21 protein-coding genes are annotated in these 25,989 nt (G+C 41.6%); 8 read left to right on the forward strand and 13 right to left on the reverse strand.

The window, feature by feature from the left end:
* Window positions 1-661: 661 nt before the first annotated feature.
* Window positions 662-2,728 (forward strand): methyl-accepting chemotaxis protein, encoded by a 2,067-nt coding sequence (locus CXF80_RS18830; protein WP_101034421.1) that lies wholly within the window; start codon window positions 662-664, stop codon window positions 2,726-2,728.
* Between the two features lie 350 nt (window positions 2,729-3,078).
* A complete protein-coding gene (locus CXF80_RS18840; RefSeq protein WP_101034423.1) occupies window positions 3,079-3,915 on the forward strand; it encodes a mechanosensitive ion channel family protein in 837 nt (278 codons plus the stop codon).
* 422 nt (window positions 3,916-4,337) lie between these two features.
* On the opposite strand, the gene CXF80_RS18845 is transcribed toward CXF80_RS18840, so the two are convergent.
* Complete coding sequence (locus CXF80_RS18845) at window positions 4,338-5,267, reverse strand: LysR family transcriptional regulator (protein ID WP_101034424.1); 930 nt, start codon at window positions 5,265-5,267, stop codon at window positions 4,338-4,340.
* Window positions 5,268-5,398: 131 nt separating this feature from the next.
* On the opposite strand from CXF80_RS18845, the gene xapA reads away from it, so the two are divergent.
* On the forward strand, window positions 5,399-6,223 hold the full coding sequence (gene xapA, locus CXF80_RS18850) for a xanthosine phosphorylase (RefSeq protein ID WP_101034425.1): 825 nt from the start codon (window positions 5,399-5,401) through the stop codon (window positions 6,221-6,223).
* 804 nt (window positions 6,224-7,027) lie between these two features.
* Here the strand turns inward: xapA and CXF80_RS18855 are convergent.
* From CXF80_RS18855 to CXF80_RS18880, 6 genes are all read right to left on the reverse strand, one after another.
* Window positions 7,028-8,632, reverse strand: a complete 1,605-nt coding sequence (locus CXF80_RS18855) for a methyl-accepting chemotaxis protein (protein ID WP_101034426.1) — start codon at window positions 8,630-8,632, stop codon at window positions 7,028-7,030.
* A 378-nt stretch (window positions 8,633-9,010) separates the two neighbouring features.
* Entirely contained in the window at window positions 9,011-10,102 is a 1,092-nt protein-coding gene (locus CXF80_RS18860; protein ID WP_101034427.1) for an NADH:flavin oxidoreductase, read from the reverse strand.
* A 385-nt stretch (window positions 10,103-10,487) separates the two neighbouring features.
* On the reverse strand, window positions 10,488-10,808 hold the full coding sequence (locus CXF80_RS18865) for a YbjQ family protein (RefSeq protein ID WP_101034428.1): 321 nt from the start codon (window positions 10,806-10,808) through the stop codon (window positions 10,488-10,490).
* Window positions 10,809-10,931: 123 nt separating this feature from the next.
* Window positions 10,932-11,381 carry a phosphate-starvation-inducible PsiE family protein gene (locus CXF80_RS18870; protein WP_101034429.1) on the reverse strand — a complete coding sequence of 150 codons (450 nt, stop codon included), beginning with the start codon at window positions 11,379-11,381 and terminating at the stop codon, window positions 10,932-10,934.
* A gap of 177 nt (window positions 11,382-11,558) precedes the next feature.
* Window positions 11,559-11,780, reverse strand: a complete 222-nt coding sequence (locus tag CXF80_RS18875; protein ID WP_157822265.1) for a hypothetical protein — start codon at window positions 11,778-11,780, stop codon at window positions 11,559-11,561.
* Between the two features lie 383 nt (window positions 11,781-12,163).
* Window positions 12,164-13,951, reverse strand: coding sequence for an aminopeptidase P family protein (locus CXF80_RS18880; protein WP_101034431.1), 1,788 nt, complete (start codon window positions 13,949-13,951; stop codon window positions 12,164-12,166).
* Window positions 13,952-14,244: 293 nt separating this feature from the next.
* Here CXF80_RS18880 and CXF80_RS18885 point away from each other — a divergent pair, with 293 nt between their 5' ends.
* Window positions 14,245-15,459, forward strand: coding sequence for a M24 family metallopeptidase (locus CXF80_RS18885; protein WP_101034432.1), 1,215 nt, complete (start codon window positions 14,245-14,247; stop codon window positions 15,457-15,459).
* A gap of 113 nt (window positions 15,460-15,572) precedes the next feature.
* Here CXF80_RS18885 and CXF80_RS18890 read toward each other — a convergent pair whose 3' ends face one another.
* The 6 genes from CXF80_RS18890 to CXF80_RS18915 form a co-directional block, all read right to left on the reverse strand.
* Window positions 15,573-16,043, reverse strand: a complete 471-nt coding sequence (locus CXF80_RS18890) for an FKBP-type peptidyl-prolyl cis-trans isomerase (RefSeq protein WP_101034433.1) — start codon at window positions 16,041-16,043, stop codon at window positions 15,573-15,575.
* A gap of 104 nt (window positions 16,044-16,147) precedes the next feature.
* Window positions 16,148-16,498 (reverse strand): DUF1294 domain-containing protein, encoded by a 351-nt coding sequence (locus CXF80_RS18895; RefSeq protein ID WP_101034434.1) that lies wholly within the window; start codon window positions 16,496-16,498, stop codon window positions 16,148-16,150.
* 26 nt (window positions 16,499-16,524) lie between these two features.
* On the reverse strand, window positions 16,525-17,928 hold the full coding sequence (locus CXF80_RS18900) for a hypothetical protein (RefSeq protein ID WP_101034435.1): 1,404 nt from the start codon (window positions 17,926-17,928) through the stop codon (window positions 16,525-16,527).
* A 41-nt stretch (window positions 17,929-17,969) separates the two neighbouring features.
* The gene (locus CXF80_RS18905) at window positions 17,970-19,121 is read right to left on the reverse strand and encodes a DUF418 domain-containing protein (protein ID WP_101034436.1); all 1,152 of its coding nucleotides are present in this window, start codon (window positions 19,119-19,121) and stop codon (window positions 17,970-17,972) included.
* 202 nt (window positions 19,122-19,323) lie between these two features.
* The gene (locus tag CXF80_RS18910) at window positions 19,324-20,211 is read right to left on the reverse strand and encodes a prohibitin family protein (protein ID WP_101034437.1); all 888 of its coding nucleotides are present in this window, start codon (window positions 20,209-20,211) and stop codon (window positions 19,324-19,326) included.
* A gap of 36 nt (window positions 20,212-20,247) precedes the next feature.
* Complete coding sequence (locus CXF80_RS18915; RefSeq protein WP_101034438.1) at window positions 20,248-20,733, reverse strand: hotdog fold domain-containing protein; 486 nt, start codon at window positions 20,731-20,733, stop codon at window positions 20,248-20,250.
* A gap of 179 nt (window positions 20,734-20,912) precedes the next feature.
* Between CXF80_RS18915 and CXF80_RS18920 the strand changes: the two genes are divergently transcribed.
* From CXF80_RS18920 to CXF80_RS18935, 4 genes are all read left to right on the forward strand, one after another.
* Window positions 20,913-21,803 (forward strand): DUF368 domain-containing protein, encoded by an 891-nt coding sequence (locus CXF80_RS18920; protein WP_101034824.1) that lies wholly within the window; start codon window positions 20,913-20,915, stop codon window positions 21,801-21,803.
* A 227-nt stretch (window positions 21,804-22,030) separates the two neighbouring features.
* Entirely contained in the window at window positions 22,031-22,993 is a 963-nt protein-coding gene (locus CXF80_RS18925; RefSeq protein ID WP_101034439.1) for a YbgA family protein, read from the forward strand.
* Between the two features lie 12 nt (window positions 22,994-23,005).
* Entirely contained in the window at window positions 23,006-24,439 is a 1,434-nt protein-coding gene (gene phrB / locus CXF80_RS18930; protein ID WP_101034440.1) for a deoxyribodipyrimidine photo-lyase, read from the forward strand.
* A gap of 278 nt (window positions 24,440-24,717) precedes the next feature.
* Complete coding sequence (locus CXF80_RS18935; protein WP_101034441.1) at window positions 24,718-25,929, forward strand: NnrS family protein; 1,212 nt, start codon at window positions 24,718-24,720, stop codon at window positions 25,927-25,929.
* Window positions 25,930-25,989: the final 60 nt, after the last annotated feature.

The following is a 25,989-nucleotide window of genomic DNA, read 5'->3' on the forward strand; positions in this document are numbered from 1 at the left end:
TTGATCTTAAATTAAAAAATAACCAACAGCAGTGTAGCAGTTCCCGGTGTTATTGAGTACGCGCTAGACGTATCCTTGTGCTTGAATACTATTTGAAAAAAGCCATATATGGTCTGATTAATGCCATTGGATTGATGGCCTATAGTAGATTTAAATATCAAAATGGTTTAGGTATTACTCGGGGGGAAAGCCCAAAGGCTAATAAGCTTTGGAGCATAAATTTGTTAGCGCCAAAGTTAAAAATTCAATAGTTCGCATTATTATAAGTATGGCTTCTTTGTTAAACACTAGGGGGGCTCTTATAGTCGATTTGTTATTCGGTGGCCAAATTCACTATGCCACTTTACGTGAGCTTGATGCTCAACAACCCCTCAATATTTATAGTGAATGTATTTGTTTTCATTTATATGCCATTGAGTCAGTACTTCTTGGGCACAGCTACTGCTACTTAAATTATCACCCAAGATTAGTCAGTTTTTTTTAAAATGTATTATTAATGATGAATGCTTGGATTGTATTTTGTTAATTAGCTCGCATTTTTTCTAATGCGTTAACGCCTAGATCACACTCCTGCAACACCCATGTTGAACTTAGCTGTTTTTTATCACCTAATGCCATTAGATTTTTCTTATGTACTATTGAGCTTATCTAAGGTTTTATTATGATAAATACTATTAAAGCTAAATTAATCATATTAGTAGGTACTTTACTAATCCTTGTATCTAGCTTTTTTATCGTCAACATGTTCATGGTTGAACAGGCTGTTCTTAAAAAAGAAAAGCTTAATATCAATGATAAAGTCGAAAGTTTAGTAAAGGATAACCTTATCGGTCAGGTGGATACTCTTAGCCGTTCAGTTAATGATTTCTATCAACAGTCCAAAGTCGAAAATATTAGGCTGGGCCTGAGCGATGAGATTGTCATGTTGCGTAATACAATTAATAACCTGTATGAAAATAATCTCACCGATGACCCCGATATGATGATCTATACCTTCATCAATGAATACCAATGGGGAAAGGGCCGTTATCTGTTTGCCTATGATGCAGATACTTTAACGAATGAAGCCGCTGGCAATGGCAGCGTTTCAATGGGAAATAGTCGTGATGCTATCGATGAAAAAGGCAACTATTACGCCCGTAATATTGTTGCAGCCGCCAAGGAAAACAAGATAGGTTTCACCAACTACTTCTTTTCAAACCCATCAACAGGACAGATCGAAGAAAAAATATCAGCTTCTTTCTATTTTGAACCGCTTAATTTAGTGATTGCTACGGGTGAGTACATCAGCACGCTAAAGCAGGGGAATGTCACTGCTGCTCTACAAACTATAATGGCAGCAAAATATGGTAAAAATGGTAAATTTTGGGTGCAGGATCTAAACGGTAATATTCTGGCTCACTCGCAAACAGATCTTATTGGTACTCAGACAAACAACACCGCTAAAGTTAACCAAGTCTTAGAGGGAAAATCTGATGCCTTTGTTCTGCTCTCTGAGTTTTCTTCTTTAACGAATGTGAATAAAACAAAAATTTCATACGTCAGAGAGATCCTACCTCAATGGGGCTGGATTATAGGAACGGGAACCTACGAGTCTGATGTGACCTCGATTCAACAGGGCCTTACGGATGGTACTCGTGAGATATTCGACAACAAAATTTTCCAGAGTATTGCAGTGGCAAGCATCATTATCATCGTTGCACTCATTTTCTGTGTCTGGCTTATAAGCAAACTAATCACCGATATGGTGGTGTTAAAAACACGTATAGACACCTTATCCACTGGCGAAGCCGATCTCACCTCCCGATTGGAAATCATTAATCATGATGAGCTTGGAGATATAAGCCATTCAGTTAATAATTTTATTGGTTACCTTCAAACCATGATGCTTGATATATCCCGTTCATCCAAAGACATTACTGAAGGCATCACACAACTTAACCGTCAATCAGAAAGTAACAGCATTGCTCTGAACAACCACAGTTCAGAAACGAGTCTCGCAGCTACCGCAATCACTCAGATGAACAGCTCAGCAGAGGCGGTGGCTAACAGTGCAGCGCAAACTGCATCGAGCACCCAGCAAGCCAACGAAGAAGCTAAAGCCTCTAAAATCAACGTTGTTGATGCATCAAATAGCGTAATAGCCCTTGTAGAAGATATGAATGCGGCGACCGACAAGATTAATACTATGAGCGAGAATACCGACCAAATCGTATCGATTTTAAGCGTAATTAAGGGGATAGCTGATCAAACCAATCTGTTGGCACTCAATGCTGCAATAGAAGCCGCACGTGCAGGAGAACAAGGGCGAGGCTTTGCCGTTGTCGCTGATGAAGTGCGCTCACTCGCCTCTCGTACCCAATCGAGTACAGCTCAAATTGACCAGATCTTAATAAGGTTACAAGATGACGCTTCGTCGGCAGTAAAGGTGATGATTGAGACTAAGCAGAGCTGTCAGAAGGTGGCAGATAACACCTTTAGAGTGACCTCTAACCTTGATTCAATGACAAGTTCTATCTTAAACATTAACGATTTAGGCGGTCAAATAGCCACTGCATCTGAGGAGCAAAGTGCAGTAACCAGTGAAATTAGTCGAAATATACACACCATCGAAACTATGGCGCTTGAGTTGTTGCAAAATGGTAAGCAAACCGCAGTGAGTACTCAACACCTTTCGACTGCAAATGATCATCTCAATTTGTTAGTCAATAAGTTCAAATTAGCCTAAGAGCTGGTTTGGTGGGTATCGATAGCCCAATGTCTGTCAGTATTTCGATATTTTTTGTCTTGCTTAACATGGCGTTAGATCCGTGAATAATCGCTTCCGTATTTAGTTGCTTAAAACGCTTCAATACTTTCAACTCCACAGCGCTAAAGGGGTTATTCCACTCGCTTGGTTTGACTTGGGCTGGATCTCCCGCAGTTGCTTTAATAACTCGATCTATCCCAACGTTAGCCCCCCTATTAGTTATCTGAAAATCACCTTGTTTTCTGGTAACATTCCCCATAGAGTGTCGGCCCAGAATCATAGCGATTCAGCACCATCAGTATTAAAAAATAACAATATAGGTAGCAGGTTTGGTAGATAAAATTGTATCAATAGTCGATTTCTTTCTCGAACACAAATTATTATTAACTGTGTTGATAGTAATGCTTATTTCAGTGATTAAGCGCTTTATCATTTCAAGTATTCGTGGCGATGTGGCTTTTCTTTCTGATGTGCAACGTAAATGGATGTCACGTACTAAAAATGGCACATTCATTTTAATCCTGGTTATTTTGTTCATGCTTTGGCAATCCGAAGTCAGCAAGTTTGCCCTGTCAGTTACCGCTATTGCCATTGCTTTAGTGATAGCTTCAAAAGAGATTATTCTTTGCTTTACTGGCTCGATACAACGAGCCAGTTCTCGTTCGTTTGTGATAGGTGATTGGATTGAAGTTGGCAAAATATATGGTGAAGTGATTGAACACAACTTAATGGCCACAGTGATCCAAGAGATCGATCTGGATCAGGGTCAATACCATTACACAGGAAAAACCGCGACGTTGCCAAACAGTATGTTTTTTACCTATGCGGTCAAAAACCTCAACTTTATGAAACGCTACGTTTACCATAACATTACGATTACCGTGGTCGAGTTTGTTAACCTTTATAAGCTTTTTCCTGAGCTAACCCGTCAAATAGAAGATCACTGCGAAGACTTTATTGAAGTGGCAAAGCGCTACAACGGCGTTATAGAAAAACATGCAGGTGTCGATTTACCGGGCAGCGAACCGCATATTCATATCACTAGTGGCATAAATGGTGAACAGAATGTTCATATAATGATTTTTTGCCCCACTGAACGCGCTATACAATTAGAGCAGCTGATAAGAGAAGATTTTATGGTTGCTTACCACCAACAATTTGGCTAGTACTATTTCAAAAGGGTTGCCAGTAGACCGCAGCGTGTCCAAATTGACTTAAGACCGAAAAATGGCCTGATTTTTTACGCCGTTCACTTCTCATTAATCAAATAGGACGTGCTAGGTTTACTGTTTATGAGTTTGTGTTCTTGGCCGACTACATTAGCCTCAGACATCACAAACAGGCCAACGATTATTCAGCCTCAAGGTCTCTGGGTGACATGGAACAAGGTATATCCTTGATTGTCGATATAACGAGTGAGCTGTAACCAATGATGACTGGCCAAAATGGAACGGGAACCTGACGTGAACAAAGACAGAACTGAAGACATGATGTAATACCATCTCACAAAAGCCCCCCATTTCTGCCGCCTAGATTAAGCGGATTAAATCCTCAACATTTGAGCGGGACACCTATTCGAATTCATTCGCTAATTGATATTTTGTAAACTCAGTAAAGCGGGTATTTCTGCTAAAAATACATTCACGGACTCTCTTTCACTCCGGCTGTCATAAATTGCGTAAATATCGGCTTGAATAGCCTCTTTTAACGGAATAAAACACACATTGTGCCATTGATGTTGACGATAACTTTGAGGCACAATCGACACCATAGTGCTCGTCGCCACAACAGCCATTAAGGTCGTAGGCTCAATAACTTCCTGAGTCACCTTAGGGTAAAAGCCGCTGTCTAAAAGTCGCTCAATAATCATATCGGTGGATGCAGAGTTAGTACGCTTCATAAACACAAACTCTTGATTAATAAGCTCATCCATACTGAGACTTTGTTTCATTTTCAATGGATGCTCATCCGACACCAAAACACACATGGGTTCTGCGTATAAAAGCCTTTCACTCAGTGGATAAATGTTACGGGTATCAGCGAATCGGGCTAATCCTATATCGATACGATGCTCGCTTAACGCTTGTTTCTGCATCTCTGGCGATAACTCAATAAAATTAAAGGTATATTGCGGATAACGCTTTTTGAACTCTCTTAGAACTGTGCCGAAACCGGTCCAAAAGACCGAGCTCATTAACCCTATGTTGATTGTGTTATCTAACTCCCGCCCCGCCTTAGCCACCTTGTTTACCGAATCACTAAACATATCGAATAATAGTGCACACTCCTGTTTTAATATCAAACCCACTTCAGTGAGCTGAACATGGCGGGTCGTTCGCTCAAATAAGGTCACATCAAGCACCGACTCTAAGGCTTTAATTTGAGCACTTAAGGGCGATGTTGAAATATTAAGCTGTTCTGCAGCTTGTCCAAAATGCATACATTGAGACACGGCATAAAAATAACGTAGCATTTTCAATGTTATACGACCATTTAGTACATTTTCATTAATATCCATTATCCGGTCCTCAATATTTGGCAATCATATTGTACTTAAAATCAGGATAATAGTGTTGAATTTAGTGATTAATTGAGAATAAAGCTTGGGGTAAATTAACCTTAAGATAATTAATCAGTAAGGAATAAACCATGAAGATCGATCCTGTAGACAATGCGCTAGCCACCATTTCAGATCGTAAACCACATTTTAGTCCCAAGGCTGCATTCATCTTAGGTTCCGGCTTGGGAAGCCTTGCCGACGAACTGGAAGACAAAGTTTGTATTGCCTATGAAGATCTTGATGGCTTCCCTGTCAGCACTGTCGAAGGTCACTCTGGCGAGTTAGTGCTGGGGCGAATGAATGGTATTGACGTTGTTTGCATGAAAGGCCGCGGCCATTACTACGAACACCAAAGCATGAAAGTCATGACCAATCCGGTGCGTACTTTTAAACGTTTAGGCTGCGAACTGCTCATTGTGACCAATGCTGCAGGGTCTTTACGGCCCGAAACTATTGACGTCGGATCCCTGGTTATCTTCAACGATCACATCAATACCATGCCAGGCACACCCATGACAGGTCGTAATGATGACACCTATGGCCCACGCTTTTTTAGCTTAGCGAATGCTTATGATAAATCCTTACGTATGCAAGCATTGGCGGTGGCAAAAAAAGAGGGTATTAATGCCACCGAAGGAGTTTTTGTCTCTTACAGTGGACCGAATTTCGAAACGGCTGCCGAAATCCGCATGATGCAGATAATCGGCGGAGACGTAGTCGGAATGTCTGTGGTACCTGAGGTCATATCAGCTGCTCACTGTAATCTCCCGGTACTGGCTATCTGTGCTATCACTAATATGGCAGAAGGCCTAGGAGATGTAGCCCTATCCCATGAACAAACACTGAAGTGTGCAAAGTTAGCGCAGAATGACTTTATCAATCTCATCAAAGCATTTATGGCAGAACATTTTTGATGTTATACCAAGAGGTATAAAAAACATCTACTTAGAGCATTTTGACAAACTAATTCAACACGAATGAATAAAAGAATGGCGCTCCCTTCTGAAGTCATTCAACGCAGAAGTAGGCAGCCAAACATACTCCTCAAAGATGAGTGTTAGCAATGTTAACCCGCTTAAGCGAGGAGTAACGCTGTTTTCACTCGTTTCGAACAACATGGATAATGAAATGCCCCATCCTCTTTTAATCGGCCTAACTATCGGCCTAACTATGGGCCACAGCGTTACTGTGACTGCCATATTAAATAATGCCAGAAAGACGTTAAGCTCTGTACGACAATTAATGTGATTACCGATCTTAATTGCAATGCCAACAAATCATACTCACTTATGATTAGCGCTGTTGTTAACCTCGATTTTAATAAAGATCATCCAAATAAGAAAATGTGAAGGAGTCATTATGCTAACTAATTTTCGGCAATTAACGCGTTAATTCACCTATCCCATATATGGATATAAACGATTTAGATCATTTGCTCCAACCTAAGGTATTCAGATAGTGCTGACCTTTTGGGGCACCATTTTAGAAACCCCAAGATAAGCTAAACAACTTGGGGCTTTTTTATTTGCCCCACGGCTATCATGTTGAATTAAAATCTAAAAAGAAGTACTTCAAAAAGCCTGTCGGCAGTTCCCGCTGGCTTAATAAAGACCGTCTATTTAATGAGTGTTAATCACATTATTTGCAAAGCCCACTGAGTAAAGTGGGTTTTATTGGGGTGGGTTAAGATGACTTATTTACGGCTAATTGAAACCTGCTTACTCGCTTAAAAATGAAGCTAGCTCATCAACATGAGATTGAGTTTCATTAATTAGACGGCCAATTTGAACCGCGGCGTCATTGGATGTTTTTGCAAGGTTACGTACTTCGTCCGCTACCACGGCAAAACCTCGTCCGGCTTCACCCGCTCTAGCGGCTTCAATCGCGGCATTAAGGGCTAAAAGGTTAGTTTGATCGGCGACTGCATTGATGGTTGTTACCGTGCTTTGAATTTTACTTAACACGGTCGACATAGCGTTATGGGTTTCGGTGACTAACTTATTACGAGAAGAGACATTACTACCAAAAACAATATACTTAGCAATACTGCCATTTAAATCTGTGATTGAAGAGATAATACAATCTAAAATTACTTCCACACCTTGATGAGTTAGTTTCATCATCACCGCAGTCGGTTCGCCTCGTTGTATCATTTGCGTCCGAGACTGGTCTAGATGATCGTTTAAATTGCCTACTACAGCTAGCATTTGTGCGGCATCGTATATTTTTAGCTGTGTTTGGGTGTACTCATTAGCTGAAATAAACTGGCCACTTTGATTAAATTCCAACACGGCTGAATGACTGCTGATTGCATCTCTTTGATTGATTTGTTCTAACACTAGGCGTTTTATTTCTCTCACATCAGAACTCACACCAACAAAGCCTGTATGTGCACCATTTTCATTGAAAATCGGATTGACCGACAACACAATCCAATAGGGCACTCCATTTTTATCAAAATTTAATATCTCTTCATAAAAAGCTTGTTTTGCTTTGAGCTTTTGCGATATCCGCTTAATCGTTTCTTTATCGGTTTGTTCACGCTGCAATAATACCCCGGGTTTTTTGCCCTTTACTTCTGCAAGGGTCAAACCTGAGAGCTTTTCAAAACCAGGGTTAACATATTCAACCAAACCATTTTTATCAGTGATCAACACGCTAGAGCTGGTATTGCTGACCACCTTTGATAGCATTTCAAACTGTTTTAAATCAGCATTTTGCGCTTGATGGGATAACACATAAGTGATGAGCTGTTGATTACCTGAATTAATCGTATTGCGAACTACCCGGAAATAAAGATTATCTTGCTCTGATAAGCAAAGTATTTGCTCTTTACTGTTAACCCCGCTTTGCAAAATTTTCTGTAAATTCAAATCCGCTTTATCTAAATACAGATCGTTAGTATTAACCGGATCCAAATTGGCCGTTACTAATTTTCCGTGGAGGTCAAAAACCACATAGGCCTTCTCGCCAAAGGCTAATAATTCTTGCCATGCTTTCTCGCTTAATAACGGCACTGTTACCGCCTTAAACGTATAAAGGGAACAAGATTCAAGGCCTTTATACGTTAGTGAGACAACTTGTTGGCTTAGGTGTAAGTCTTCGTCACAGCGAATGGTTTTACTGTCACGGTCATAACGTTTAAGCAATGTAGTAAAGGTTTGATTGTGATCAGATAGTGTTAAGCGTCGACTTAATTGGTTAAACGCTTCATTAACAGCAATAAGCTGTTGTTGACCATCGACCACAATAGCCGCTGATTGATGGGTGATAACTAGCTGTGCTGCCAGTGCTTTTCTATAAACTTTTGAACTAAACCACATAATCGCTCTCTACTGAAAAACGCTACTGAAAAATGATACCGATACTAATACTTAAGTTGTACGAAAATAGATCACAACAACATAGGATATAGAATATATTATCTTAAGATCAGAGTAATGGGGGTCAGCATGTGGTTGTCGCTGAACTCATGCTGCGGAATAACTATTTATTAATAAACAAGGGTATAGGGGCCTTATGCCTTAACATGAAGGGGCCTATGCCTTAGCATGAAATAGATTAATATCTATCAAATAGGAATGGGCTCTGATAGACATTAATGGGGTGATATCATTTTATAATACCTAGCCAGATGAGCCTTTCAGCTCATTTTTGGACATCAGGTGTTAATGCTTAGTTTAAAAGCGATCGAGTCTTTATTATCTCTTCTTGTGGACAACACAAAAATTGCCACGTCTTGTGCGACATTTTGAGCATCTTTCACAATCAACAGGTGCTCTGTTGCCTTCTTTCCAGCGCTTAATTAAATGAGGTTCAGCAAGCAAAGGTCTTGAGATCGCAAAACATTGAATATTGGTTGTATTGGCAATCTCTTCTATCGCACTAATATCACTTAATCCACCAACGGTAATAATGGGTACATTAACTTCTGCGCTAATAACTTGCCCATATTGATGAAAATAGCCTTGTTGTTGAATGTTATATCCATCAAAAGATTCGCCAATCATGGTGCTTGCTTTGCCATGTATATTCCCTGAGATGATAATGGCATCAACCCCTATGGCGGCTAATTTTTTACAAATAATGCGTGTTTCATCAAAGGTTAACCCACCATCAAAAAACTCCGATGCGGTCAATTTAACTAATATTGGATACTCATTACCCACAAGCTTTCTAATCTCAGCATAGATCTCTACTAAGAATCTGATCCGATTGTCTAGGCTGCCACCATATTCATCTTGTCTTTGATTGTAATATGGGCTCAAGAACTGATTGATTAAATAGCTATGTGCAGCGTGTATTTCTACACCATCAAACCCTGATTGTTGGGCTCTTCTGCTTGCTTGAGCAAATGCCTTAATGATGTAATCTATTTCATCCTTAGTCATCGCTTTGCCTAATGTTTGTGTGCTTTTTTCACACACTTCACTCGGCGCATAGATCACCCTTTCACCTACATTGTGAGTTGTTTTTGTGCCACCGTAAGCAAGCTGCATCACTATTTTAGCATCATTGCGGTGGACTAACTCGGTGAGCTTTTTGTATTCATCGATAAAGGAATCATTGTACATTCCCATCATGCCGGCATTTGGCTTCTCTTCTTCTACAATATTGGCATAACCCGTTACAATTAGGCCGACTTCGCCTTTAGCAAGTTCTTCGTAGATAGCGTATAGCTTATCCGTCATATGGCCATCTTCTGTTGCCAGATTTTCCCACGTCGCGCTTCTAATAAAGCGGTTTTTCAATCTCATTTTGCCAATACGAGTTTCTGTAAACAAAGTACTCAAGTCCAATCCTCTTAAAAATCGTTTTTAGTATTATTCATCAGCTTTATAAAGAACAAGATAAGAACAGCCATGCTTATTACATGGCTGTTCTTATCTTGTGTGTGTTTGGTATGTGCGATGAGCGATGGTAAATACTACCGATAATGTATATGAAAATCTTTAATCTGGATTAAGTTATTGTCATATACATCATGTAAAAAACGCTTCCAAAAGTCTGATTTATGTCATCCGAAAGAGTTCAGGAAGACTTATATCGCCACAGCGTCTTAGGCTCAAGGTGACCACAAGGAATTTCAGGTCGTGTTGGTATCGGAGAAACGTGATTGTCGTGCGAAGCAGCATCTAGAGTGGTTAGGGCTGGAGCTTAGAGACCCCAGCAACCCGATTAGCTTTTCTCTACAACAACGGCAGTTCCATAAACTAAAAGTTCTGACATGCCAACTGCAATAGCGCTTGTCGTAAATCTTACGTTGACAACAGCATTAGCACCTTTGCTTTTTGCTTGTGTCATCATTCGTCTCAATGCTTCCTCTCTGGCCTCGATCAGCATTTCAGTATAACCCGCCACTTCACCACCAATGATGGTTTTGAGTCTCGCCATAATATCTCTACCGATATGTTTTGACTGAACCATGCTTCCGGTGACAAGGTCGATTGATTCAACAATTTTATAGCCAGAAATTTCGGGGGTGTTTGAGATGATCATCATATTTCCTTATACCTGATAAATAAAGCTAACATCGGGTTCTTCAATTAGGTGCCGTTGTTGGCCCGTTAATGCCTAGCGCAAAAAGGGTGAGATCTGTATCCAATCTGTAGCAAGCACTTGTCAGGTTTGGGATGCGTTTCTTTGTTTTACTAACCAGTATGATATGCCCAATGCAATTGTTACCAAAGCAAGACCTATGATGTGTTCTGAAGAAACAAGTTTAAGATCTAACACGATAACTTTCCGCGCTACAGCCATAAGAGCGGTGGCAATGACTAATTCTACTGGGATAATATTTGACCCAAGGTATAAACGAATATTAATAAAGATTTCAACGGCTATGAGCACAAGCATAAAAGCGCCAAAAGTCTCAAGAATATCCTCAGCATCGAGGAGAAAATACGGGGGTACTATCACTTTGCTATAGATAACATAGACAACGTCTGCAACGCTCCAAAAAATGACTAATACCATCAACACGGCAAGTATTCTTATCGCAAATCGGATCGTGCGATGCAGTACTTTTAATAATTGATCAGAATGATCTTGTGGTAACTCTTCATGTTTCATAAATTTTCCCAAGATAGATATTATCAGTAAACGATAAGAGAGCTAAAAACCCTAACGTTTAGCACCGCGACAAATGATAGCGTCAGTTGCTGCTTTTGGTTAGGTGATTATTTTGTGAATTCCGTACCCAGTCATTTCCCTGTAGATAAGAAGGTTGAACAAGAGCAACCTGCGACATTATTGACTACTATTACTCAGCACATTATTGGTAGAACGGGTAAAATTTGTATATGCACTGGTGTTTGGTACTGAAGGATTTTTAGCAACCCACAACACTTGTCCATGACGATTAATGCATATTAACTGTTGAGCTGGCATATTGTTCGGGAACACCATGTAATCAAAAATGTCGACAATATTATTTTCAGCTTCCGATACCAATAAAACTGCGTAAGGCAATTCAAACACTTCAATAATAACCGTTTTTGTGTTGTTAACGATTTCAATTACTTATAGCATCTAAGGCTTATTGCACGGCTTGCCTGATAATATCCGACATGTAAGTTATTGATTTATATCATCCTATCTTAGCTTCAATTACCAGCAATCAGTTCACCTTGATGTCGTAGTCGTTTAGACATACATTTTTTGTGTACGTCCAACTAAGCTTTTGAACAACATAAGACAGCCATTAAACGTTAATAGATTGTAAATATCAAGAGTGATATCCGTAAGGTATTAATATCTAAAGTCATATCACATGTATAAAAAAGGCTTAGGTCAAATTACTTGTCCTAAGCCTTTGGTTATCGGTTATTGATGTTGGCGGTAGCGATAAAAGCTTACATGGCGATGGTGACTTTATTGAGCCACGCTAGCGCGTCGCCTTGCATCAGTGGTGCTAAGGTATTACGTACTTTTTGCTGATATTGATTAAACCAATTTACTTCAAATTCAGTTAATAACGACTTATCGACTAAACGTGCATCCATTGGAATATGGGTTAATACGTCAAACTCGTACATTTCACGCTCTGCACCGGCTAGGGCTTGGCAATGCTGCACGGTGACGAGGTTTTCGATGCGAATACCAAAACCATCGGCGCGGTAATAACCTGGTTCATTCGACAATACCATTCCCGGCAGTAAAGCCACGGCGTTGACGTTTTTACCAATGCGCTGTGGGCCTTCATGAACACTTAAAAAGTGACCGACACCATGGCCTGTACCATGGTCATAATCAAAACCGTGTTGCCATAAATGCTGGCGTGCAAAGGCATCAAGCTGCTGACCCGACGTGCCTTTAGGGAAGCGGGCCGTATCTAAGGCAATATGGCCTTTTAATACTAATGTGACCATTTTTCTCTGCTCATCTGTCACCTTGCCAATGGCGATGGTGCGGGTGACATCGGTAGTACCGTCAAGGTACTGGGCGCCAGAATCGACCAAGTAAATGCTGTCCATGGTCATGGTGCTTGGGGTGCCATTATTGTGGTTGTAATGGCACATGGCGGCATTGGCGCCAGTGGCTGAAATAGTGTCAAAGCTTGGCTCACGGTACAGCGGGTCTTGCAATCTAAAGCTTTCTAACTTGTCAGCCAGTTGTGCTTCATCATGCATAATGTGTTGTGCAACTTGATTGTCTAACCAAGCTAAAAAGCAGCTTACGGCTGCGCCATCACGAATATGACTCGCCCGCATACCGGCTAATTCGGCAGCATTTTTTTGTGCTTTAGGTAATGCAACAGGATCAAGTCCTGCAATCAGCTTAGCACCGCCTTTTTGTGCCAGTAACTGCGAGTATGCGTTGGCAGAATGTGGGTCGGCTAATAGCTTCACCCCATTCATTTGGGCTAATACCCTTGCCAGTTCCGCTTCATCTTTAAAACTAACACCTGCACCTACGTGATCTTCAATGTTTTGCGGTACTTTGGCTAAATCGGTAAAAAAGGTCATGTCGCCATTGGCTGATAATAACCCGCAGCCAAGGATCACTGGGAAGCGGGGCACGTCGTTACCACGGATATTGAGTAACCAACAACATGAATCTAATGCCGCGATAAGGGCGACATCTGCGCCTTGTTTTTTCACCAGCTGGCCAATTTGTTGGCGCTTCTCGATGCTATTGCGTCCAGCGCCTTGATGACTAAATAAAGTCATGATGGATGCTGATAACGCCGGGCGATCTAACCAACTCACATCAATCGGATTGTCATCAACTTCAACTAAATTAATGTGGGCTTTATCAAATTGCGCTTTGGTTTGTTGATACCAAGCCAGCGTATGTAAGCGACTGTCGATGCCGACGCTAGCGCCAGCAGGTAAGGTGTCGATTAACCAGTCAATTTGGGGATCGTCATGCAGGCTTAAATACTCAAATAGGTTGCCATCCACTTGTTGGCGTACTTGCACAGTGTAACGTCCGTCGGTAAATATTGCCGCGCGGTCTTTTAGCACTATGGCCATGCCTGCTGAACCGGTAAAGCCAGTGGCCCACTGTAAGCGCTCATTACGTGCAGGCACGTATTCTCCTAAATACTCGTCGGCGCGGGGAATAATAAAGGCATCGATTTGATTAACTTCAAGCTGCTGACGAATGGCGCTAAGGCGCTTAGCAATGATATTGGTCATGGTTTCTCCGTTGGAGGCGGCTGATGAACTCAGCTCTGTAGAATGAATAACGATTATCGCAAGTGTGGCAGTAAACTGGCAAGTGAAGTCGCCGACATTATGTTTAGCTAGCAGACTAAAATTGTAACCTTATATTGTATAAGATGGTAACAAAACGATGCAGACGGTATCGTTGGCTATGTTGATTATCTGGCATATTTAAATAAGGTAAGACGATACGTTATAAGCAATCTACTGTTAATCCGATAACAAAAACGATAACTAAAACGATAACAATAACCAAAGGAAATCCTATGACAATGGGTGTCGGCGGCGCAAGCCCACAACAAGCATTAGCCACATTAGCCAATATGACCGATGGCGTAGCGGCGATAAGTGGTGATGAGTTTACCCAACGTATTCAACATGCACAGCGATTAATGACACAGCATGGCTTAGATGCTATTTACCTCAATGCGGGTACTAATTTGTACTATTTTACCGGTACATCTTGGTTTGCGAGTGAGCGTATGGTGGGGGCGATTATTCCAGCTGTTGGTGAGGTGCAGTATATTGCCCCCGCTTTTGAACTCGATACCTTACAGGGGTACATGGTCATTAAAGGTCGAGTAAATACTTGGCATGAAGATGAAAGCCCATTCCAGCTATTTGCCGATGTGTTAGTTCACATGGGCATTAACCAAGCAAAAATAGGTATTGATGAGTCAACCGCCTTTTTTATTAGCGATGGCATGGCTCAAGCTGCGCCTCAGCAACAATTTGTGAGTGCAACAAGTGTGACGGCGGGTTGTCGGATGATTAAGTCGGTTGCTGAAATTGCCTTAATGCAGCGGGCTAAGGACATGACCCTTGAAGTGCATAAAGCGACGGCCAGTATATTACGTGAGGGCATCACCACCGCTGAAGTTGAAGACTTTATTAATCAAGCTCATTATGCTGTGGGTGCCGCAAAAGGCTCGTATTTTTGCATCGTATTATTCGGTGAAGATACTGCTTATCCCCATGGGGTTAAATCGCCTAAGGCGCTAGCACTAAATGACACGGTATTAATTGATACGGGTTGCCAGTTACAGGGTTATAACTCTGATATTACTCGCACTTATGTGTTTGGTGAAGCCAATGATCGCCAACGTCAATTATGGCAACTTGAGCAAGATGCGCAAATTGCGGCATTTGATGCGGCGCAAATTGGCACATCTTGTAGCGATGTGGACACAGCCGCTCGTGCAGTGCTAGAAGCGGCTGGCTTTGGTCCAGATTATAAGCTGCCGGGTTTACCTCATCGTACCGGCCATGGCATAGGTTTAGACATTCATGAATGGCCATACTTGGTTCGCAATGATATTACGCCGTTAGCCGTTGGCATGTGTTTTAGCAACGAGCCAATGTTATGTGTGCCAGGCGAGTTTGGTATCCGTCATGAAGATCATTTCTACATGACAGCCCAAGGGCCAAAATGGTTTACAGCGCCTGCAAAATCGATTGACGATCCGTTTTACCTAGCATGATAGTCAAATGGTGATGGGGTAAAGACTCATTTGCCAATAACCAAGAGCCAATAGCAAAAAGCCTCCAAAAGGAGGCTTTTTCATTTTCAGACTAAACTGATATTCATTGCTGATTAGTTAATCTCAAATAACTCGACATCAAAAATGAGCACTGCGCCACCTTCAATTTTTCCAGTGGAGCGATTACCGTAAGCCAATTGGCTTGGAATATAAAAACGGAATTTGTCGCCAATACTCATTAATTGTACGCCTTCAGTCCAACCTTTAATCACTTGATTTAAACCAAAGCTGATGGTTTCGCCGCGATCGACAGAGCTGTCAAATACAGTGCCATCGATTAGCGTACCGTGATAATGCACGGTCACTTTACTTTTTGCGCTTGGATGGTCAGTGTTTTCGCTTTTAACGAGCACTTCATATTGTAAGCCAGATAAGGTTTGCGTGACGCCTTCGCGTTGGGCATTTTCAGCTAAAAAAATCTTACCTTTCTCAATATTCTCTTTGGCGGCTTTTTGATTGTTCGATTGAGTGAAAAAATAAAAAATAACGCCCGCAATGACCACAATGGCCAAAATCATACGCATAGTTGCTCTCGAATGGTTAGTAATTGTGCGACTAGTTTAGCGTAAAAAGTGATGGGCTAATACTTATCACCTCGTTTAAAGAGATAATTGAACCAATAAGTTAATTAACGATACCCATCAAATAGCGGCTGCCATTGCTGGTAACACAATAAACTAACCCCGACTGAGTTGAGTACTATGCAACACCACAATAGCCGTTTAAAAGATGATTTTTGGGTTTTATGGCGTAAGTGATACTGGCCAAGTAGTGCTGCCGGCCAGCCTCCAATCAAAGCAAAAAATTGTAAGGTGCTTTCTTTTATGCGCCACTGGCCCTGCTTAGCGGCCGATTTGTCACGGTAATACAAACCAAATGTGATCACATTAATTAATCCATAAATACCTGCCAACCAGGGTTGGACGGCGCCAAAAATGGCGCCGATTAACAGCAACATCAACCAAGCAAATTTATTCATTCTAATATCAGTCCAGGGGGATTAATTCAGTCTAGGTAGCTTATTTCAAATTCAACCAAAAGGGCATTATCTTGCTCCGATTCAAATATGGCTTCAATAGTGAAATTATCCGCATCGATATTGACCGAATCATAGTTGTCTTCTGCATCGGGATAATGCGCCATAAATTCACTTTTAGTTTGCGGTAAATTTAGCGCTACCGCTGCTTGGGCAAATGTGCCTTGGGTATATTTTTCTGTCGTTAGGGGTGATGTGAGTTTGACTCGAGTGATCACTTCATTGGCTTGTTTGACCAAGATAAAACTCGATAACATAAACCACTGTTTATCTTGGGTTAGGTTAAAGCTGTTTTGCTGATCGTTATTGATATAACGCGCTGCAGAGCGGTCTGCTAAGGTGGCATTTTTACCGTTTACCACATTGGAAAAACCTTGAGTATCGATAGGGCTGAACTGAAGTTGAGCAATCGGTTGAGTGAAATGATTACTATGGAGAGTAAATTGAGTCAATTCAGTGTTAACGGGTTTTGTTGCATTGGGTTTGTAGTCAGCAAAATCCATTATTAAGGTGTTGTTTTGATGCTTAATGGCGTATTGATGCGAACTGATTTTTACCGCTTTGTGATCGCTCTGGGTTAACACATCGGCTAATTCATCTCTTATATTAATCTTGCCGAACAAGGTCCAAGGATTATCGTCGAAATTATCATTGAAACTGATCCAATTTTTACCATATGCGCTCAGTAGCGCGGTCGTTGAACTGGCAAATTCCACTTTATCATTAATCAAAATAAACCACAGATTACGGCCATATAACCAAGCTGACTGATTTTTTTCAAGCGACAGCTGTACACTTGCCGGACCAAGAGTGCTAAACAGTACTTGGCTTGATGCGCTCATGGGAATACCGTAAATATGTGTGAATGACACATCGGCTTGGGGCTTTTTAACCGTTTTTGCCAGAGAGGCTAACGATTCTTCTGATGTTTCGCTAACTTGCCAGTTGAAGGTCGTCACCGTCAGCTTTTTACCTAAGTGATTATAGGGCGTTGGTGTGGCAGATAATGATCGATCATCAGTACAAAACGTGACTAAGTCGGCTTGGTATTCAATTACCCTTTTGTAGTCACTGGTGTGACTGCTTTTAGTGATAGTGGTTTTATTCAACGCCATCAACATGATGGCGTCAGCATGTTGTTGTTTTGCTGCTCGCTGCAATTTGATCATACTGGTGTCGAACATACTCAGTTCTATTTGTTGATCGGTTTGGCTTTGAAAATCCTCAGTCAGATAAACGTCTCTTACTGCAAGCTGATTGATAATGGTTGGGCTGCAATTAGGCTTAAAATCTAAAATAGGCGGTAATGTCTCTGCGGCAATGGCACTCATACTGATGAGATTAATCAATATGGCACAGTATTTTAGTTGCATGCATTCTTCCTTGAGTGGTTATGATCCTAAGCTGAGATTGATTAACTTGTGCGGGAGACTAAGACGCGCCAAAGTTTTTCTAACGGACCTTGATTAAATTTGCGTAAATAGACATCGGCTAATAGCAACTGTAACACACTGTAAATAATGGCAATGGAGAGATAACCTATCCTGTCTAGTGAGTACAACCAGTCTGGTGCAATATAACGTAATAATAAAATACCAACAATAGACTGGAGAATGTACAAACTAAATGCCATTCGGCCGGCGTTTTGCAGAAGTGTTAGTCTGTGGGGGGCATTTTGACAAAATTTAACAATAATATGGATATAAATTAATGCCGTCGCAATAGCGCTGAACCATAATAATAGGTCTGACATCGCTTCCCACCTCGGATTGCCGCTGACACTGAATAGCGAATCTAATGATGACAATATGATGGCCCAAAATACGCATTGCCACAGGGTTTTTTTCTCTAATCCATTGGTAAAAATGTTGCGTTTATATAATGCCATCCCCAATAACATTAGACCTGCGATATACCACATTAGGGTTAACGGAATAACCGCTAACATGTAAGCCAACATGGTTAAATGCAGAGTGAGTTGTTGCTTGTAGCTGCCTGTCCAAGCTGACAGTTGCTCGATGAAAAATGCTGAGTCGCGTATATAAACGTGCTCGTCAGGCATAAGTGAAATGAGCGCAATGGGGATCAATGATAACAAGATAAACCCTCTGGCTTTGCGCAGTAGCTCATCAGCATTGAGATTGATGTAGCGAAAAGCCAATAACCCACTCACGCCATAAGACAATAATATATCTCCTGGGAAGATAACAATAGCGTGGATTACCCCAAAGACGATTAACCAATATAAGCGGGATTTTATCTGATTATTTTGGGATGGTGCCGCGACGGCAGATACCGGACTCGCTTGCTGGCGTTGATATTGGATTAATAATCCCACCCCAAAAAGCATGGCGAATAGGCTAAAGAAGCGTCCTTCTAAAAAAAAGTTGCTGAAAATGAGTATGACTATATCTGTTGTAGGTTGAATTTCATGAGGAGCATAGCCCAAAAAGCTATTGCCCATGAAATAGATATTAAGGAAGAAAATACCTAATACGCCAACACCTCTGATTGCATCAAGATTGGCTAAACGTATTGATTGAATGGGAGAACCATGCTTATTCATGTTAGTTGTACTTAATCTCTGAATTCCTCTCACTATTAGCTGTTTATAAGCCCTCTTTATTAAATAAAGATGCGCGACTAGAGATTAACAGCCAAACCTTGTAATGCCGCTAGAAAATATTGTTAAGTAGGGCAAAGCATCATAAAAAAACCAAACGATCCGCTTTAATACCGATCCCTTGGTTTTTTTACAATAGAGATATTTATTGGGTGGTTTGCACTTCAAGGAACGGGATTGTACCTGTCGGCAACATGGTGGTCGGCAATTTTCCATCCCAACGTTCAGCTTTGGTCAATTCAACTAAATTTTGATTTTGCGCTAGCGCTTCTGCACGAATTTTAATGGCTGATGCTTCTGCGTTACCTTTAATTCGGATACTTTCTGCTTCGGCAATGGCACGGGCCAGTTGCGAGTCTGCTTCAGCTTGCGCTTGAGTCACGGCAATTTGGGCACTCACGCGCTCTTTTTTAAGATTTTGTAATTGGGTTTGCACTTCTACTTCTGCGCGCATTCTGTCTTCTACCGATTTTTCGTAAGCATTGCTAAAGTCGATATTTTCAATTTGCACTGAGTTAATGGTCGCCGGGCCTTTAATCGATTGAGTAATGGCTTCGGTGACATCAATACCAAACTTGATCCGTTCTTGGACCGCAGAAATAGCGGTATATTTACCAAAAATATTCTCAATTTGAGTCGGCACTTGGCGGTCAAGTAAGCGCGATACCATTAAGTCTATGCTTTTGAATTTTGCATACACTTCTTCAACACGATCTGGCGGTATGCTGAATGTCACTGAGGCGCGTAAAGTTGCGGGTTGTTGATCGCGGCTATAAGCCTGTAAACCTTGGTAATTTGCTGTGTGAGTTTGAGTTGAAATTTTAACCACGGTATCCATAAGCGGAATTTTAAACCCAAGTCCTGGTTCTGCAGTATCGATAATTTTACCGTTACGTAGCACTACGCCACGTTCGCCCTGATCAATCGTATACCAGCTGCCATATAAACTGATAAGCATTATTAGCAAAATAGCGATCGGAATAATTTTTCCTAGATGATTTTTGTTGGCTTGCGCCAGATCATTCTTTAACATTATGCTTCCCTAGCAAAAGTGAATAAGGTGATTAATTTACTTCGTTATTTTTTGAGGTTTCTCTGAAATCCATAGCTTAATATGCCCTTGGACTACCACAACACCATTAGTGTCATAGGCCTTTACGTCAACTAACATATCACCCACTTGCCATTGTTCTGATTTTACCTGTGCAACACATAAAATGTCGCTACCCGCTTTTGCGGTGTAATCAACGCTCATGCCCTTTGGGATCCAACGTAAATGAGCCGGGATCGATGCTTCTGCCATCGTGCCCATGGCCATTTCTAAGCCATTACAAATGGCTATTACATGCACTGTACCAATATGATTTTGGACTTTTTTGCGTTTTTTTATTAAACATTCGCAGCGGTTAACGCGTAAATCGCTTATGTAAGGGTGTACTGTGCCAAAATAGGGCGCCATCCGAGACACCATTTTAGAGAAAATATGCTTACCCAATGGATAAGCAGTGACTTTGTGGTATAGCGACATGACTTTATTGGGTTTTGTGTGGGTCATAAATAAACTTTACTCGTTATTTTATCGGATGAGGTTAACATTGTTGTAACCTGTGGAAAAGCCCCGATCAATATTTTCCATCGCTCATTACACAGGGCACAGGTATAATTTACAGGTGTAGACACATTGAAGGATGAATTTTGAAAACTGACTCACTGTTATTGAATTATTTCAAAGGCATGGCCATGGGCGCTGCAGATGTTGTGCCGGGCGTATCGGGTGGCACTATCGCATTTATTAGCGGTATTTTAGATCCATTATTGGATGGCATTCGCAAGATTAACTTGTCTTTAGTAGGGATTATCAAACACAAAGGGATTAAAGCTGCTTTTTTACATATTAATGGTCCTTTTTTGCTGTGCGTGTTCGGCGGGATTTTAACCAGTATTTTTACCTTAGCTAAGCTAATTTCTTGGTTGTTGGTGACACATCCTATACCTGTGTGGTCGTTCTTTTTGGGCTTGATTCTGTTTTCCGTGGTTCACATGCTTAAACAAGTGAATAAATTCAGTGCTATTCGGGTTGCCATGTTTATTGTCGGCGTCGCCTTTGCGTGGGCCATTACCGTGTTGCACCCCATTGAATTGCAAGTGAGTTACCTTAACTTCTTTTTCTGTGGTGCGATTGCTATCTGCGCCATGATATTACCCGGTATTTCAGGCAGTTTTATTTTACTGCTTTTAGGGATGTACCCCGCGGTGTTAGCGGCGGCTAAAGGATTTGATATTGTGTATTTGGCCTGTTTTGCTATTGGGGCTGTGGTTGGATTATTAAGTTTTAGTCACGTGTTATCGGCATTGTTACGTAAATTCCATGATGCAACATTATTGTTTTTAACCGGATTAATGCTGGGGACATTAGGTAAGATTTGGCCTTGGAAACAAGTGATTAGCTGGCGCGAGAATTCTAAAGGCGAGTTAGTGCCATTGGTAGAGCAAAATCTATCCCCATTTCAATTTGAGCAAATCACCGGTGAGTCATCGCAACTGTTTGTGGCGATTGTGTGCGTGTTTGTGGGCATTGGTCTGGTATGGGGGGTAGAGCGTCTAGGGGCGAAAGCTCAGGCTTAATATGCACGATATGTCAATCGATCCCCATAAAGCAGAACTCGCGTTCTGCTTTATTTTTATGGCAAATATGCAGACTATGATTGCAAATACAGCCAATATGCTTGAATAATACAATAATGAACTTAATTGGTGTATTACACGTATTTTTTTAGCATATTGTATGGGTAAAGATAACCTCATTTTTCATCCCGCTTAGGGATATTACGGCCGCCACAGGAGTGCATAACATGCCAGATACCGATTCATTTGTGCCACAAAAAATCCAAATTGGGATCAGCAGCTGCTTGCTGGGTAATCAAGTCCGTTTTGATGGTGGACACAAAAATTCTTATTACTGTAAACAAGAAATTGAACCGTTTTTTGAATACATCACAGTCTGTCCTGAGATGGCCATTGGCATGGGCACACCGCGTAAAAGTATTCGCCAAGTGCGAGACGGCGATGTGGTGCATATTCGCAGTGCTGATGGATCGCTCGATGTGACTGACAAGCTTAATGAGTATTCCCAAGCCAAAGTGGAAGAACTAGATTACCTTGGTGGTTATATTTTATGTGCCAAATCACCAACCTGTGGCATGGAAAGGGTTACCGAGTACAAAATTGGTACCAATAATGGTAGCAAAACCGGCGTGGGTGTTTTTGCCAAAAAATTAATGGAACGCTATCCACTTTTACCGGTAGAGGAAGAAGGGCGTTTACATGACTTGCCATTAAGAGAAAACTTTTTTACCCGTGTATTTGCTTATAACGATTGGAAGAAAATGACTCAATCGGGTCTCACTAAACACAAGCTAATGCAGTTTCATTCGCGTTATAAGTATTTATTAATGGCCCACAGTCCACAGTGGTACAGAGATTTAGGGCCTATATTGGCCGATATTCAAGATGTTGAGCAAACCGCACAACAATATTTTGAAGGCTTTATGACGGCACTCAAAATTATTGCTACCCGCAAAAATCACACCAGTACTTTGCAGCATATTCAAGGCTATTTTAAGAAACAGCTCAATGCGAGACAAAAAGAAGAGTTGAGCGAATCGATTTTAAAATATCGCCAAGGGCTATTGCCTTTGTTAGTGCCTATTACCTTGATTAATCATTACGTACGCGAATTTCCCACAGCGTACATTGAAGAGCAAGTGTATTTAAATCCGCACCCAGAAGCGCTAAAGCTTCGCTATGCCTATTAGGTTGCCGGTAAAATGAGTAACGTAAATAGCTTAATGTGGTTTAGGCAAGACTTGCGGGTTGGCGATAATCCAGCCCTTGTGGCAGCGTGTCAATTTGCCCAACAACATCAAGGCAAGGTTCGGGCTGTGTATATTGTTACTCCGTCGCAATGGGCGCAGCATGATGTGGCGCCAATACAAATTGATTTTATCCAGCGTCATGTCAATCTATTAGCACAGTCGCTTGCTGCCTTAGGCATATCATTGGATGTGCTGCATCTTGAGTGGTTTAGCGATACCCAGACCGCTTTAAATGATTACTTACAACAACATAATATTGATGCTGTTTTCGCTGGTAACGAGCCGGAAATTAACGAACGTCGCCGTGATAGCGCATTAATTGGCCAGGGGTTGCCACTGACGTTAATCGATCAAGACTGCGTATTTGCAGCCGGACAAGTGCAAAATTTGTCCGGTGATATGTACAAGGTGTTTACCCCATTTGCTAAAAAATGGAAAAGTATTGCCAGTCAAAAAGCGATAGTGCCTTTAGCCGCGCCAGCACCTGTTGCTGCAGCGCTGGCATTGCCAGCGGCTATCGAATTTAATTGCCCAACACACAGCAGTGATCAATGGGCTGCAGGAGAGGGCGTTGCAAAGCGAATACTGGATCAATTTTTAGCAAGCCAAGTAGAAGATTATCAAGCCGAAAGAGATTTTCCTGCCCTAGAAGGTACTAGCCGCTTATCACCCTTTTTGGCCATCGGAGTAATGAGTTCGCGTCAATGTGTAGCGGCTATTTTAGCGCGTTACCCCCAAGCGTTAGTGGATGATACTTGCCTTGCTAAAACATGGCTCAATGAACTGATTTGGCGTGAGTTTTATCATCATTTGCTGGTGGCATTTCCACGTTTATCCATGAACCATAACTTTAATGAACTGGGTAAGGCGATTGCGTGGCGCAATAATCCTGATGAGTTTACTGCCTGGTGTGACGGGCAAACGGGCTACCCGATTGTAGACGCAGCCATGCGCCAACTAAACCAAACGGGTTGGATGCATAATCGCTTGCGTATGGTAGTAGCCAGTTTTTTAACCAAGCATTTATTGATCGATTGGCGTTGGGGCGAACGTTATTTTAGGCAAAAACTGATTGATGGTGATTTAGCCGCTAACAATGGCGGCTGGCAGTGGTCTGCGGGCACAGGCTGCGATGCGCAACCTTATTTTCGAGTGTTTAATCCGATGACTCAAAGCAGCAAATTTGATCCAGATGCCAGTTTTATAAAGCGTTATGTTAGTGAGGTATCAGGTTGGTCTTTGGCTGATATTCATCAACCTAAATCTATTAATGTTAATGATCTGTTTGCACAACGACAAGATGACCGATACCCAGAGCCTATTGTCGAACACAAGATGGCGCGACTTCGGGCGATAGAGGCGTTAAGTGCGCTAAAGCGTGGTTAAGCCTTTTTATTAACAACCAAGACCCATTGTTCAGTTAGCTTAGTTTGACTGCCTTGACTCGATACATCAGCAAAATCACGGTAAGGCCGCTATTATCTTTTAGGATAATAGCGGTTTTTTTTTGCGTTAGATCACACTATGAGCTTGGCTCAATAGCGAATATGTGAGTATTGATTGAAGCCGATCGATTAACAGCATAGAATAGCGCAATTAAAGATTCATATATTATACATGTTTAAATCTTGTTGATGTTAACCCACTAAGTGAGTGTACTGCTTATGCTGAATATTGATGATCCCGCTAAAATTGATAACACGCCTGCAATATGGCGTTTGGGCTTTAGGCCGTTTTTTCTTGGCGGCGCAATTCTCGCAGCCTTATACATTCCGCTTTGGCTAATGGGTTGGTTCACACCACAATATAGTTTATTTAGCACTGAGTTTTGGGCAAATGTGGTGCCGCTATGGTGGCATCCTCATGAAATGTTATTTGGCTTTGCGATGGCCATAGTGTGTGGTTTTCTGCTCACGGCAGTGCAAGCGTGGACCAATCAACCCACCATCACGGGTCGCGCATTAATGGTTACGTTTGGCTGTTGGCTCATTGCTCGCTTGATGTTGCTATTACCGATGAACATTCCGTTGGTATTACCGGCAATATTTGACAGCTTATTTTTAGGCTTGAGCGCTTATGCATTATGGCGCTGTATTTATCCTGTCAAACAATGGCGCAATATTGGTTTTCCCATCATGCTCATCGTTGCATTGCTGGTGAATTTAGCCAGTTATTATGCGTTGTCGGAACGTGATTTTTCGTTATCGACTCAGTTATGGCAAGGGATGATTTGGTGGTTCGCGATGGTGATCACCATAGTGGGTGGACGGGTGATCCCATTTTTTACCGCAATGAAAATTAAACAACCCAAGCCCGATCCCATTAATGCGCTAGAGAATACGTTAATATTTGTAATGGGTTTACTGTTTGTTCAAGCGATAAGCCATTGGTTGCCTAAGGGTGTTGAACAGATACTGCTTGCTGTTGCGGGCATATTACATTTACTTCGAGTTGCTCGCTGGCAAGCGCATAAAACCTTAAAAGAACCGATGTTGTGGTCGTTACATATTTCTTATTTATCGTTGCCGCTGACACTGTTATTAATGGCAATCAATATCGACAACGAATATGCCTATCGCACCTTGCTACATCTGTTTGCCATTGGTGGAATTGCATCATTGTGTTTATCAATGATTTCACGGGTTTCTCTCGGGCACACGAGTCGTAATATATACCAAGGCCCAAACATGACGTTGGCATTTTTATCTGTGCCTCTCGCTGCCGTGTTACGTGCCGGAATGCCGCTATTGATGCCTGAATATACCCAAGTCTGGTTGTGGGCTGCAGGCGCGTGTTGGTTTATTGGTTTTGGTTCGTTTGTGTGGTTTTATGCGCCAATTTTAATGCGTCCGCGTCTTGATGGTCGTCCAGGCTAGTTTGAGCGCAATTTAAATAAATTTATCCAAGCAACGAATTTGGTAAACGTTAACTAAAGC

The organism is Shewanella sp. Actino-trap-3 (assembly GCF_002836275.1).
Classification (GTDB): domain Bacteria; phylum Pseudomonadota; class Gammaproteobacteria; order Enterobacterales; family Shewanellaceae; genus Shewanella; species Shewanella psychromarinicola.